We start from the raw sequence: 13,218 nt of genomic DNA, 5'->3' as shown, positions 1-13,218 counted from the left end.
CAGGGGGCGCGCGCGGCAAGCCGGTCGTGCCCGGTGTGTCGGGCACGGGTGCCGGCGCCGGTCAGGCTCGCGGAGATCCGCGAACTGACGTACTGCCGCCGCAACGGCATTCGCTCGGAGGCGAACGCCGGCGGCAGCGATTCAGCATGATGCAATCAGATCAGGTCAGTAACCGATCGCCGAACCGGCCGGACGGCGCGGGTCGTTGTAGCCGTAGATGAAGCCGACCCGCACGTTGCCGGACACGGACGAATCGTTCCCGGAACTCTGGCGGCTCGCCGCTTCGGTACCCGGCAAGCCGACCATGATCAGCTCGGCGGCGCCCCACGGCGTCTGCTCGACCATCTTGTAGCCCATGTTGCGCAGGATCGCGAGCGTGTCGGGCGACAGTCCGTAGGTTTCGTAATAGACCTCGTCGGGCAGCCACTGGTGGTGGATGCGCGGCGCGGTGACCGCGTCCTGCGGCGTCATCCCGTAGTCGATCACGTTCAGCACGGTCTGCAGCGTGATCGTGATGATGCGCGAGCCGCCCGGCGAGCCGACCACCATGAACACCTTGCCGTCCTTCTTCACGATGGTCGGCGCCATCGACGACAGCGGACGCTTGCCCGGTGCGATCGAGTTGCGCGTGCCCTGCACGAGACCGAACAGGTTCTGCGCGCCGACCTTCACGGTGAAGTCGTCCATCTCGTCGTTCAGGAAGAAGCCCGTGCCCGGCGCGATGACCACGGCGCCGAAGCGGCCGTTGACCGTGTAGGTCGTCGATACCGCGTTGCCGTCCTTGTCGATGATCGAGTAATGCGTCGTCTCCGGCTTCTCGTGCACGCCGACGCCCGGCTGCACGTCGACCGACGGCGTTGCCGTATCGGCATGGATGCTCTTGCGGATTTGCGCCGCGTAGTCCTTGCTCGTCAGCTTCGCGACCGGGTTGTCGATGAAGTTCGGGTCGCCGAGCAGCGTGTTGCGGTCTTCATACGCATGGCGCATCGCTTCGGTCATGTAGTGAACCGCCGCGGCCGAATGGTAGCCAAGCTTGCGCATGTCGTACCCTTCGAGGATGTTCAGCGTCTCGCACATCGTCACGCCGCCCGAGCTCGGCGGCGGAGCCGACACGAACTCGTAGCCGCGATACGTACACGTCAGCGGCGCCATGTCCTGCGCGCGGTACGACGCGAAATCGGCCGCCGTGATCAGGCCGCCGCCCTTCTTGGCCGCGGCCTCGACGATCTTCGGGATCTCGCCGTGATAGAACGCGTCGGGTCCCTGCTCCGCGATGCGCTCGAGCGTGCGAGCCAGGTCCTTCTGCACCAGGCGATCGCCCGGCTGCAGCGGCGAGCCATCCGGCCGCAGGAAGATGCGGGCCGCATCCGGGTCCGTCTTGAAGCGGTCGATCGTCGTATCGAGGATGTCCGTATCGGCGCGCGTCAGCACGAAGCCGTCGCGCGCGAGCCGGATCGCCGGCGCCATCACCTGCTTGCGCGTCAGCTTGCCGTACTTGCGCTGCGCGAGATCGAGGCCGGCGACCGTGCCCGGCACGCCGACCGCGCGATAGCCGTACAGGCTGTCGTCCTGAATGACGTTGCCCTTCGCGTCGAGATACATGTTCGCCGATGCCGCGGCCGGCGCCGTCTCGCGGAAATTGATGAAGCGGTCGCGGCCGTCGGCGAGGTGCACGGTCATGAAGCCGCCGCCGCCGATATTGCCGCAGCACGGGTTGGTCACGGCCTGCGCATAGCCGACCGCTACCGCGGCGTCCACCGCGTTGCCGCCTTCCTTCAGGATATCGACGCCGATTTGCGACGCGAAATGCTGCGAGGACACGACCATGCCGTTCTTCGCTTCAACCGCGGGGTCCGAAGCGGCGAACGAGCACACGCTCATGGCCGACAACAGGGTGAGTACTACGAGCCGCCTCATGACGGAATCCTCCAGACAAAAAAAACCGGGCCAGGCCGGGATGCGCCACCGCGTCATCACGTGCCAACGCTGCCAACCCGATATGTAATAAACCATACATTCCTGCGAGGCCGCGATCATAGCACTCGCCTTTTTTCGCTAAAACCTAGGGTTATCACTGAATTTACTGCGGCCGTTCCCGGGAATGCTTTTCGATGTATGTTTGTTTCATTACATAAACCGACGTGCCATGCGACCGAATGATGCGTCCCTCTAATTTCGAGCTGCACACGGCCTGCCGCACGTCGATCGGCTAACATGCATGGAGTCGCCGGCAGACACCCGTCTGCCGTTTGTCATTCAGATCAGAAAGCTGGAGTGCCCGATGGGGACGAGCATCAGGGCGTTGCTGTTATCCCAGATGGATAGCTTCACGCCGTCGGAACAGAAGGTTGCGCAGGCGTTGCTGGATCGCTATCCCAGCCTCGGGCTCGGACCCATCGCCCAGTTTGCGAAGCAGGCGGAAGTCAGCGACCCGACCGTGTTCCGCTTCGTCGTCCGGATCGGGTTTCCCAACTACTCGTCGTTCCAGCAGGCGCTGTACGGCGAGATCGACACCGCGATGAATTCGCCGCTCGCGCGGATGGATGCGTTCCACTCGGAAACGGGCATGCGCGACAGCCATGCGGCGATTTTCCAGCGGCTGTCCGAATCGCTCGCCACCACGATCGACGGGCTCGATGCGGCCGCATTCGACGCGGCCGTGGCGTTGCTGGCCGATCCGGATGTGCGTGTCTTTTGCGGCGGCGGGCGTTACACGGCGCCGCTCGCGTCGCTGTTTTCATTCACGCTCGCGTACGCGCGGCCACATGTTCAGTATATCGAACCGAATGTGAATCTCGCGTCGGTCGCGTTGGCGGACATGGGCCCCGGCGACGTGCTCGTCATTTTCGATTTTCGCCGCTATCAACGGGACAGTATTCGGTTTGCGCAGGCCGCGCATCGGCTCGGCACGCGCGTGCTGCTGATCACGGACGAATGGCACTCGCCTATCGGCGAGTTCGCGGAGATCGTGCTGCGCATCGGGGGGCAGCCGTTCGCGATGCTGCAGACCAACGTGCCGGCGCTCGCGCTCGCTGAAGCACTCGTGATCGGTGTGACGAACCAGTTGCCGGACCTGGCGCGGCAGCGGATGGAGAAGATCGAACTTCTGAATTCCGGGGGGAGCGAGCCGGATATCAGTCAGCGGGATTTGCCGGAGTGAGGGGGCGCTGCGCGCAACAGCGCCATTCACCGAGGCTGGACGCGCCGAAACCCGATCGTCGACACGTTCAAGGTTCCGCGCGCCACCGGTAGGTGTTCTCCACATCCGGCCGCCAGGTGGCACAGCTTTCCTCCGTTCCGAGCCTGCTCGCATCCTCATTGACCCGCGTCGGCGACCATGGCACGTTTCGCTGCGCCCCGAGCTGCGCAGAGGTCCGGATGGCGACGACGCCGGAGCTGCTCCAGCTCAACGGGTTCGGAATCCCGGTGCAGTGATCCAGCATGGGGCCCGGCTCTCCCAACACCTTCGGCAATGCCAGATTGATGGTCACCGACGCCCCGCGCTCAAATGCACGGCGGGTCTTTTGATAGTCTGCCAGCGCCGCGTCCGCTTGCTTGAGCACAAGCTGCGCGCTCGGCTGCTGCAACATGAACTTGAGCGGCAACACCAGCGACACGCCGTCCAGAGACGCGCCGCGGTGACTGACCGGCAGTTCGAACCGCAGTTGGATCGATTCCTGCCCGGACGGGCCGGGCATGACCCGGGGCTGCACCGTAACAGGATGATCTTTCGTTTCACTCTCCAGATGCGGGGAGGGATAACACACCACACCGGTCATGCATCGCGACATTTCCACGACCGTGGTCGGCTTCCAATAGTGGCCGACGATACTCGCGTGCTGCAGCATTTCATCGAGGGCATTTCGATTGTCGGACGGACTCGCGTACTGATAGCGCAATGCGCGCGCTTCAACGGTGAAAGTCACGGCTTCACTCGCGCTTGCCGATACCGCGCCAAAAGGCAACGTCGCCACGGCCAACCCGATCGACACTATTCTCCGGCTCTTCAATGCACGACTCCCGATACACAAAAAATGCCGGCGATCCGGTTACACGGCATACCCCGCTCCCGCAGCAGAATGGTCATTGATCAACGAGAAACGCCAAACCGCAATCTGGCCTGCGACGCCAGGACAGGCAGGACGCCATCACGCGCCACATGCATGCCGGTGTGGGCCTTCCATACAGGCCCGATTGCCTGCCGGCCACAGACCGCCATCTTACCTTTTGCCGGCAACCGCCTCGGTGCGAACGTTATTCCGCTCCGCCGCGCCCATCCGTGTCCGCGCTGTCATGTTCGGGTTGAATGCAATGACCGGCAATCCATTATCGGTCTGATAGAAAGCGTGGCCGCCCGCGGCAAGGTAGCGAATTCCGCCAAGGGGTGTCGATACCGCGGGAATCGCGAGCATTTATCGCGACTGCTCCATATTTTCCAGAATGACGGGCATACGAGCGACCCGAAATTATTTTCTTGTCGGAAAGGGAGGCAGCCAACGCTGGATGCGTCAGGAATGGAAAGCATGACGCGAAGGCGGCGTCGATGATCTTTTTCATCGCTCCGCCCCGGCAACTGATCCGGTATCGCCGCAGGCACTGATTCGCCCGAACATCGGCCATGCCGATTTCCGGCATTTCCCGTCACCGTACGATCGGCCAGTGGTGACATTGCATTCGATGAACGTGCACGCCGTGTCGCGCCTGCCGGGCAATACGCGCACGCGTTCCAAAGGATGTCGCGCGCCCGCTTCAGACGCGCCGCTTCGGCACGCAGCCTCGACCATTCCGTCGGCTTCGGACTGACTGGTTTCGCACTGCCTCCGCAAGGCTCCCCCCTTCCTGCCCGGCCCTGCTCATCTGCTTGCCCCTTGCCCGGGTTAGAACACTCGGCAAGGGGCTCGTGTTGCAGTGGCTGTTCGGTCGATCCGTCCGAGGGCTTCAGCTCTCGACATCCTCGAGACTGAACACCTCGGTCTTGTCGTTATACGAGAACACTTCGCCGTAACGGCCCCAGTCGATCACCGCGTCGAGCGTTTCCTCGGCCGCTTCGTCGGACAGGACATCCTCCAGCTCCTGCTCGAAGCGCACGCGCGGCGCACGATGGCCCGGACGTTCGTTCAGCACCTTGCGGATCCGCGCGGCCAGCGGCACGTGCTTCAGCAGGTGATCCGCGAACATCAGCTTGCGCTCCTGCGTGCCGAATTCCGCGAACACGCGCGCGGGCGGCGTGAGGAACACGTCGCCTTCACGCACGTCCGCGAAACCGAGGTACTGCAGCACTTCGGCGATCGGGAACAGTTCGTCGACTTCCAGATGCAGCGTGCGCGCGATTTCCGGCATGTCCGCGCGGCCGTGGTACGGCGCCATCGCGAGCGTCTCGATCAGACCGGACATCAGGTTGGTCGACACGCGCGGCAGCCAGCTGCCGAGCTCCAGCCCCTTCTTCGTCGCCTCGTTGGTCGCACGCGCCGTCATCTTCGCGTAGATGTCGTCGACGAGCTTGCGGAAATCGGTGTCGAGCCGGTTGCGCGGATGCTTGAACGGCACCTTGATCTCGGCAATCACGCGGCCCGGGTTCGACGACAGCACGAGGATCCGGTCGCACATGAACACGGCTTCCTCGATGTTGTGCGTAACGATCAGCACCGACTTGATCGGCATCCGGCCCTGCGTCCACAGATCGAGCAGGTCGGTACGCAGCGTCTCGGCGGTCAGCACGTCGAGTGCCGAAAACGGCTCGTCCATCAGCAGGATCGTCGGATCGACGACGAGCGCGCGCGCGAAGCCCACGCGCTGACGCATGCCGCCCGAAAGCTCGCGCGGATATGCGTTCTCGAAGCCGTCGAGACCGATCAGGTCGATCGCGGCCAGCGCACGCTCGCGCCGCTGGCGGGCGTCGACACCGAGCGCCTCGAGGCCCGCTTCCACGTTCTGCAGCACGGTAAGCCACGGGAACAGCGCGAAGGTCTGGAACACCATCGCGACACCTTCGGCCGGACCGTCCAGCGGCTTGCCGAGATAGGACACCTCGCCGCCGGTCGGCTCGATCAGGCCGGCGATGATCCGCAGCAGCGTCGACTTGCCCGAGCCGGAACGACCGAGCAGGCCGACGATCTCGCCTTCGCGCAGCGACAGGTTCGCGTCGTCGAGCACCAGCAGCTCGCCTTGCGACTTGTTGAAACCGCGGCTGACATGCTCGACGCGCAGGATTTCGTCGCCGAGACGCGGCGGCTGGGCCGCCTGGTTCGTCTGGACGGGGGCATTCATGACATTCGGATTTTGCATCGCGCTTACTCTCAATCGAGACGGAGCCGGGCTTCCGCATAGGCGTACATCGGACGCCACAGCAGACGGTTGAACAGGGTAACGAACAGGGACATCACGGCGATGCCCAGGATGATCTTCGGAAAATCGCCGGCGGCAGTCGTTTGCGCGATGTACGCGCCGAGGCCGTGCGCGACGACCTTCGTATCGCCCCACTGCACGAATTCGGACACGATGCTCGCGTTCCACGCGCCGCCCGATGCGGTGATCGCACCGGTCACGTAGTACGGGAAGATGCCCGGCAGGATCGCCTGCCGCCACCACTGCTTGCCGCGGATATGGAAGTTCTTCGTCACTTCCTTGTAGTCGTTCGGATAGGACATCGCCCCGGCGATCACGTTGAACAGGATGTACCACTGCGTGCCGAGCACGATCAGCGGCGACAGCCAGATGTCCGCATTCAGGTGGAAGCGGACGATCACGATCACGAACACCGGGAACAGCAGGTTCGCCGGGAATGCGGCGAGGAACTGCGCGAGCGGCTGGATCTTCTCGGCCAGCGCCGGGCGCAGCCCGATCCACACGCCGAGCGGCACCCAGATCACCGATGCGATCAGGATCAGCAGCAGCACGCGCAGCAGCGTGATGAGACCGAGCACGAGCACATGCCCGACCTCGGCCATCGTCACGCCGGTCGACACGAAGCTGACGACGCGCCACACCACATACACCGTCAACAGGATGACCAGCACGCCCCAGACGATGTCGCCGATCCGCGACGACCGGCGGCGCGATGCACCGCGCGCACCGGCGCCCTTGAACGACGGCAGGCGCAACGGAATCCGCGCGGCCTGCGACAGCAGCCAGCCGGCCGGCACGAGCAGTTGATGGATCAGATGCGTGCGACGCATCATGTCGAGCAGCCACGACTGCGGCGCATCGCCCGATGCGGTGTTCTCCATCCGGAACTTGTCGGCCCACGCGACGAGCGGGCGGAACAGCAACTGGTCGTACGCGAGGATCACGACCGTCATCGTGACGATCACCCAGCCGACCGCGCCGAGGTTCTTGTCCGAAATCGCCTGCGCGAGATACGCGCCGATCCCCGGCAGCGTGATCGTCTGGTTGCCGACGGTGATGGCCTCCGACGCGACGACGAAGAACCACCCGCCCGACATCGACATCATCATGTTCCAGATCAGGCCCGGCATCGAGAACGGTACCTCGAGCTTCCAGAAGCGCTGCCACGCCGTCAGGTGGAAGCCGCGCGACACTTCATGCAGATCGCGCGGCACCGTGCGCAGCGACTGGTAGAAGCTGAACGTCATGTTCCACGCCTGGCTCGTGAAGATCGCGAAGATCGCCGCGAGCTCCGCGCCGAGCACGCGGCCCGGGAACAGCGCGATGAAGAACGTGACGGTGAACGAAATGTAGCCGAGCACCGGCACCGACTGCAGGATGTCGAGGATCGGGATCAGCACCATGCCCGCGCGGCGGCTTTTCGCGGCGAGCGTGCCGTAGACCAGCGTGAACACGAGCGACGCGACCATCGCGGCGAGCATCCGCAGCGTGGTGCGCAGCGCGTATTCAGGCAGGTTCGACGGGTCGAGCGAGATCTTCTGGGTCTGCAGCACGCCGATCGGCGCCATCGTCTGGTGAAAGCCGATGATCGTCATCGCGAGCAGGCAGATGATCAGCGGAAACGCGACGGCATCCCAGCGGTTGGGTAGCACGCGCCACGCCGAGGCGTTCGCGGTGCGGTTCGGATCGAAACTGATATCCATCGGTAGCGTCTTGTGTTGAATTGAAAATCGATGGGACCGGCCGCGCGTCGCGCGGCCGGACGTCGCGCCCCCCGGCGCGGGTCAGAACAGTCCGTGCAGCGCCCAGTACAGGAGGGCCGACAGGGCGATTGACGCGGGCAGCGTCAGCACCCACGCGAGCACGAGGTTGCGCACGGTATCCCAGCGCAGGCCCGAGCCGCTCGCCGTCATCGTGCCGGCCACGCCCGACGCGAGCACGTGCGTCGTCGACACCGGCAGCCCGTATGCGTCGGCCATCCCGATCGTCAGCATCGCGACGGCCTCGGCCGATGCGCCCTGCCCGTATGTGAGATGCGACTTGCCGATCTTCTCGCCGACCGTCACGACGATCCGCTTCCAGCCGACCATCGTACCGAGACCGAGCGCGATGGCGACCGCGACCTTCACCCAGGTCGGGATGAATTTCGTCGCGCGATCCATCTGCTTCTTGAACGCTTCGAGCGCGCTCGCGTCCTCGACCGAGAACGCTGGCGTCTTCGCCTTCTCCATCAGCCGGATCGCCTCGGACGCGACATACATGTTGTTGCGCACGTTGTCGACGAGGTTCTGCGGCACGCTCGAGATGCCGCCGGCCTGCGCGACCTGGTCGGCGATCGTGTCGGTGAGCTTGCCCAATGCCGGGATCGTCGCGGGCGACAGCTTGTGCGTGCGCACGTACGCCTCGACGTCGGCGCGCGGGTCGGACGACTGCGCGACCGGATCCGCGTACTTGACGAGCGTCGTCGACGCGTGACGCGCCACCGCGACGAACGTGCTCGTCTGGTCGGGCGTCACGGCCTTGTTCAGCGCGTAGGCGGTCGGCATCACGCCGATCAGGATCAGCATGATCAGCCCCATGCCCTTCTGCCCGTCGTTCGAACCGTGCGCGAACGACACGCCCGTGCAGGTGAGGATCAGCAGCAGGCGGATCCAGAACGGCGGCGGCTTGTTGCCCTTCGGTTCCTGGTACAGCGCCGGCACGCGCACGAGCGCCTTCAACAGCAGCAGCACGAGCGCAGACAGTACGAAGCCGATCAGCGGCGAAAACAGCAGCGCCTTGCCGACGCCAAGCGCCTGGTTCCAGTCGACGCCGCTCGTGCCCGACGGGCCGCTGACGATCTGGTTCATCAGCCCGACGCCGATGATCGAGCCGACGAGCGTGTGCGAGCTCGACGACGGCAGCCCGAAATACCAGGTCGCGAGGTTCCACGTGACGGCCGCGATCAGCAGCGAGAACACCATCGCGAACCCCGAGCCGCTGCCCACCTGCAGGATCAGTTCGACCGGCAGCAACTGCAGGATGCCGAACGCGACGGCGCCGCTCGACACGAGCACGCCGCACAGGTTCCAGAGGCCCGACCAGACGACCGCCAGGTGCGGGTCGAGCGAATGGGTATAGATGACGGTCGCGACCGCGTTCGCGGTGTCGTGGAAGCCGTTGACGAATTCGAAGCCGAGCGCGATCAGCAGCGCGACGATCAGCAGCAGGAACGGGAGGACCGAGCTTTCCTTGACGGGACTGAGGTCGGCGCTGAGATGAATACCGACATAGACGATGCCGCAGGCAATGATCAGAAAAAACAGCGCGAGGCTGATGGTGCGCGTGCGGTTGCTGACCGCACCGCTGGTTTCCGTTGCCGCGAGATTCGGCATGAAGGGGCTCCGGAGAGGTGACTCGGAGTGGCAGGCTATCGACCGGTCGTGACGCAAATGTGACGTGTCACTTACAAGACATTGACAAGCCATCTGTCAGGAATCGCGCCGCACCGCGCAAGCCGCAAACACGGGCGGTCGACCTTGTAACGCATGGGAATAAATCCGCCGCTTCGCCGGTATGGCACGCGAAGGCGCCGGTTTCTTCCAGGACGATCCGGCCGTCCGGTTTCGTCACACGAATGCGAGGCTCACATGTCTTCATCGACCCCCACCAACCCGTCGCGACGCAAGGCCCTGCAGTGCATGGCCTTCGGCGGCCTCGGCACGCTGTTTACACTGTCGGGCGGCGTCCTGACGCCGTTCGACCTTGCGCTCGCGCAGACCGGCGACACGCTCCCGGCCAACGCGGGCCGCCCGCTGTTCGTGCAGATCAGCGACACGCACATCGGCTTCAACAAGGACGCGAATCCCGACGTGTCGGCCACGCTGAAGCAGACGATCGACCTCGTCAACGGCATGCCGGCGATGCCCGCGCTGGCCATCCATACCGGCGACATCACGCACCTGTCCAAGCCCGAGGAGTTCGACCATGCGTCGCAGCTGTTGTCCGCACTGCGCGTGCCGGAACTGCATACGGTGCCCGGCGAGCACGACGTCACCGACGGTTCCGGCGCCGAATATTTCAGCCGGTTCGGCAAGGCGTCGGACAACCGCGGGTATTACAGCTTCGATCACGCGGGCGTGCACTTCATCGGCCTCGTCAACGTGATGCATTTCAAGCCGAACGGGCTCGGCAGCTTCGGCGACGACCAGCTCGCGTGGCTCGCGCAGGATCTCAAGGGCCGCTCGTCGAGCACGCCGATCGTCGTGTTCTCGCACATGCCGATGTGGACCATCTACGAGCCGTGGGGCTGGGGCACCGGCGACGCACCGCAGACGATGGCGCTGCTGCGCCGCTTCGGCTCGGTCACCGTGCTGAACGGGCACATCCACCAGATCGTGTCGAAGGTCGAGGGCAACGTGACGTTCCACACCGCGCGCTCCACCGCGTTCCCGCAGCCGACGGCCGGCAACGGCCCGGGGCCCGTGCCGCTCACCGTGCCGCGCGACCGGCTGCCGTCGATGCTCGGCGTGACGACCGTCGAATTCGCGGGTCATCCGGTCGCATCGTCGCTGCACGATGCGACGCTGGCGTGACGCACCGAACCGCAAGGAGACCGACATGACCCGCTTCAAGCCATTCAGCGTCGTCGCGGCGCTGATCCTGTGCGCCGCCGCTCCGCTTTCCGCACTCGCGCAGGGCCCGGACGGCACGCTCGTGACGATCCGCAATTTCATGTTTTCGCCGATGTCGACCACGATCAAGGCCGGCACGACGATCACGTGGAAGAACCTCGACGCGGAGCCGCACACCGTCGTCAACGACGCCGGCATCTTTCATTCGAAGGCGCTCGACCAGGACGAGACGTACTCGTTCCGCTTCGACAAGCCGGGCGTCTACAAGGTGTTCTGCGGGATTCACCCGTTCATGAAGGAGACCATCACGGTCGAATGACGCGGCGCACCGCGACACGCGCGGACGAATGGCGGGCGGCGCCGCCTACAATGCCCCCATCCCATTCGCCCGCGTGGCCGACGGAGCCGCCCATGCCCAGGATCGACCTCAGCACCGTGCCCGAACGCCGCGGCAGCGGCTATCCGCGGCCGTTCGACGCGCCGTGCGCGCAGCGCATCCGCCAGCGCGTCGGCGACGCCGGCGGGCTGCGCGATTTCGGCGTCAACCTGATGCGCGTGCCGCCGGGCGGCTGGTCGAGCCAGCGCCACTGGCATTCCGCCGAAGACGAATTCGTCTACGTGCTCGAAGGCGAACTCGTGATGATCGAGGACGACGGCGAAACCGTGCTGCGCGCCGGCGACTGCGCGGCATTTCCGAAAGGCTCGGGCAACGGCCATCACCTGGTCAACCGGTCGGACGCGGTCGCCGTCTATCTCGAGGTCGGCTCGCGCTCGCCGGACGACGTGATCACCTGCCCGGACATCGACATGATGAGCCCGAGCCGCGACGGCCGGTTCCTGCACAAGGACGGCACGCCGTACTCGGACGCGTGACGCCTGCAGCTCACGCCTGCGGATGCGCGGCCCAAAACGACGCGAGCTGCCGCATGCAAGCGCACCACGGCTAACGCACTTGAGGGTCGGAAGCGGCAGGCAACGCAGACGCAGCGGCCCGTTGAACTTGGGGGCGCTCCCCCGCCGCCGATCGCCTAAACTGAATCGAACCGTTCGGATCCAAACCACCGTCACACGCAGCGAGGCCAGCCATGACCGCGAGCCAGCCGGCACGCATGGATCTCCCCGGGCAAGTCGTGCTCGTGCTCCAGGGCGGCGGCGCACTGGGCGCGTTCCAGCTCGGCGTCTTTCAGGCGATGGACGAAGCCGGTATCCGGCCCGACTGGGTGGTCGGGACGTCGATCGGCGCGATCAACGCGGCGCTGATCGCCGGAAATCCGCCGGAGCAACGTTACGACAAGCTGTCGGCGTTCTGGCGCCGCGTGACCGAACGGACCCGCTTCGACGCCGCGCCGCTGCTGCCCGGCTGGGACCGGACGCTCGCCGAGCTGATGATCATCGGCGGCGGCATCGCGGGATTCTTCCAGCCGAATCCGGCATCGTGGCTCGGGCCGATGGCCCGCCTCGGCGTCGATCGCGCGTCGTATTACCGGATCGCGCCGCTGCGCGACACGCTCGCGTCGCTGATCGATCCCGACCTGCTGAACGCGGGCCACCCGCGCCTGACCGTCAGCGCGGTCAATGCGTGCACGGGCACGATGCGCTATTTCGATTCGCGCGATACGCGGCTCGGGATCGAGCACATCATGAGCTCGGGCGCGCTGCCGCCCGCGTTCCCGGCGATCCGGATCGACGGCGAACCGTACTGGGACGGCGGCGTGTATTCGAACACGCCAGTCGAGGTCGTGCTCGACGACAACCCGCGCCGCAGCTCGATCATCTTCTCCGTCCAGATGTGGAATCCGGCCGGCCCCGAGCCCGAGAGCATCTGGCAGGTGTCGGAGCGGCAGAAGGATATCCAGTATGCGAGCCGCACCGACAGCCACATCGCGCGCCAGCAGCAGATCCACCGGCTGCGCCACGTGATTCGCGAACTGGCCCGGCACGTGCCGGAAGCCGAACGCGCGTCGCCGGCCGTGCGCCGGCTCGCCGCGTGGGGATGCGAAACCACGATGCACCTGGTCAAGCTCGCGGCGCCGCGACTCGCCGGCGACAATCAGCTGAAAGACATCGATTTCACGCCGGACGGCATCGCGGCCCGCCGGCAGGCCGGCTACGAGGCCGCGCAACGGGCCATCGCGGCACGTCCGTGGGACACGCCGACGGACCCGACGGAAGGCCTGACGGTATTCGATGCAAGCGCGCCGCCCGGCACGGAAAAAACGGCATGACGCGCGGCGCGGCAATCGCGCGCCGATCGCGATCG

The 13,218-nt window shown here is 65.4% G+C and carries 11 protein-coding genes; 5 read left to right on the top strand and 6 right to left on the bottom strand.

The genetic code is table 11. The annotated features are described in order from the left end of the window. Positions 1-165: 165 nt before the first annotated feature. Entirely contained in the window at positions 166-1,917 is a 1,752-nt protein-coding gene (gene ggt / locus BDO18943_RS24090; protein WP_175024327.1) for a gamma-glutamyltransferase, read from the bottom strand. A 364-nt stretch (positions 1,918-2,281) separates the two neighbouring features. On the opposite strand from ggt, the gene BDO18943_RS24085 reads away from it, so the two are divergent. Further along, complete coding sequence (locus BDO18943_RS24085; protein ID WP_175024326.1) at positions 2,282-3,160, top strand: MurR/RpiR family transcriptional regulator; 879 nt, start codon at positions 2,282-2,284, stop codon at positions 3,158-3,160. A gap of 67 nt (positions 3,161-3,227) precedes the next feature. On the opposite strand, the gene BDO18943_RS24080 is transcribed toward BDO18943_RS24085, so the two are convergent. The 5 genes from BDO18943_RS24080 to BDO18943_RS24060 all read right to left on the bottom strand — a co-directional run bounded on the left by BDO18943_RS24080 (position 3,228) and on the right by BDO18943_RS24060 (position 9,719). Next, positions 3,228-3,992 carry a hypothetical protein gene (locus BDO18943_RS24080; RefSeq protein ID WP_175024325.1) on the bottom strand — a complete coding sequence of 255 codons (765 nt, stop codon included), beginning with the start codon at positions 3,990-3,992 and terminating at the stop codon, positions 3,228-3,230. 228 nt (positions 3,993-4,220) lie between these two features. Continuing rightward, positions 4,221-4,412, bottom strand: coding sequence for a hypothetical protein (locus tag BDO18943_RS24075; RefSeq protein WP_175024324.1), 192 nt, complete (start codon positions 4,410-4,412; stop codon positions 4,221-4,223). A gap of 526 nt (positions 4,413-4,938) precedes the next feature. Then, positions 4,939-6,285, bottom strand: coding sequence for an ABC transporter ATP-binding protein (locus BDO18943_RS24070; protein ID WP_175024323.1), 1,347 nt, complete (start codon positions 6,283-6,285; stop codon positions 4,939-4,941). Positions 6,286-6,296: 11 nt separating this feature from the next. Then, entirely contained in the window at positions 6,297-8,048 is a 1,752-nt protein-coding gene (locus tag BDO18943_RS24065; RefSeq protein ID WP_175024322.1) for an ABC transporter permease, read from the bottom strand. Between the two features lie 81 nt (positions 8,049-8,129). Next, entirely contained in the window at positions 8,130-9,719 is a 1,590-nt protein-coding gene (locus BDO18943_RS24060; protein ID WP_175024321.1) for an inorganic phosphate transporter, read from the bottom strand. Between the two features lie 255 nt (positions 9,720-9,974). On the opposite strand from BDO18943_RS24060, the gene BDO18943_RS24055 reads away from it, so the two are divergent. The 4 genes from BDO18943_RS24055 to BDO18943_RS24040 all read left to right on the top strand — a co-directional run bounded on the left by BDO18943_RS24055 (position 9,975) and on the right by BDO18943_RS24040 (position 13,183). Next, positions 9,975-10,919, top strand: a complete 945-nt coding sequence (locus BDO18943_RS24055; RefSeq protein ID WP_175024320.1) for a metallophosphoesterase family protein — start codon at positions 9,975-9,977, stop codon at positions 10,917-10,919. Positions 10,920-10,944: 25 nt separating this feature from the next. After that, positions 10,945-11,277 (top strand): cupredoxin domain-containing protein, encoded by a 333-nt coding sequence (locus BDO18943_RS24050; protein WP_175024319.1) that lies wholly within the window; start codon positions 10,945-10,947, stop codon positions 11,275-11,277. 92 nt (positions 11,278-11,369) lie between these two features. Continuing rightward, on the top strand, positions 11,370-11,831 hold the full coding sequence (locus BDO18943_RS24045; protein ID WP_175024318.1) for a cupin domain-containing protein: 462 nt from the start codon (positions 11,370-11,372) through the stop codon (positions 11,829-11,831). A 212-nt stretch (positions 11,832-12,043) separates the two neighbouring features. Further along, a complete protein-coding gene (locus BDO18943_RS24040; protein ID WP_089452357.1) occupies positions 12,044-13,183 on the top strand; it encodes a patatin-like phospholipase family protein in 1,140 nt (379 codons plus the stop codon). Positions 13,184-13,218: the final 35 nt, after the last annotated feature.

Origin of the sequence: Burkholderia aenigmatica (genome assembly GCF_902499175.1) — a bacterium.
In the GTDB taxonomy this organism is placed as follows: domain Bacteria; phylum Pseudomonadota; class Gammaproteobacteria; order Burkholderiales; family Burkholderiaceae; genus Burkholderia; species Burkholderia aenigmatica.
This window is presented reverse-complemented; position numbering and strand designations above follow the sequence as displayed.

Coding starts and splice junctions, on each gene's coding strand:
- ggt (WP_175024327.1), bottom strand. CDS start 1,917: ATGAGGCGGCTCGTAGTACTCACCCTGTTGTCGGCCATGAGCGTGTGC.
- BDO18943_RS24085 (WP_175024326.1), top strand. CDS start 2,282: ATGGGGACGAGCATCAGGGCGTTGCTGTTATCCCAGATGGATAGCTTC.
- BDO18943_RS24075 (WP_175024324.1), bottom strand. CDS start 4,412: ATGCTCGCGATTCCCGCGGTATCGACACCCCTTGGCGGAATTCGCTAC.
- BDO18943_RS24070 (WP_175024323.1), bottom strand. CDS start 6,285: ATGCAAAATCCGAATGTCATGAATGCCCCCGTCCAGACGAACCAGGCG.
- BDO18943_RS24065 (WP_175024322.1), bottom strand. CDS start 8,048: ATGGATATCAGTTTCGATCCGAACCGCACCGCGAACGCCTCGGCGTGG.
- BDO18943_RS24060 (WP_175024321.1), bottom strand. CDS start 9,719: ATGCCGAATCTCGCGGCAACGGAAACCAGCGGTGCGGTCAGCAACCGC.
- BDO18943_RS24055 (WP_175024320.1), top strand. CDS start 9,975: ATGTCTTCATCGACCCCCACCAACCCGTCGCGACGCAAGGCCCTGCAG.
- BDO18943_RS24050 (WP_175024319.1), top strand. CDS start 10,945: ATGACCCGCTTCAAGCCATTCAGCGTCGTCGCGGCGCTGATCCTGTGC.
- BDO18943_RS24045 (WP_175024318.1), top strand. CDS start 11,370: ATGCCCAGGATCGACCTCAGCACCGTGCCCGAACGCCGCGGCAGCGGC.
- BDO18943_RS24040 (WP_089452357.1), top strand. CDS start 12,044: ATGACCGCGAGCCAGCCGGCACGCATGGATCTCCCCGGGCAAGTCGTG.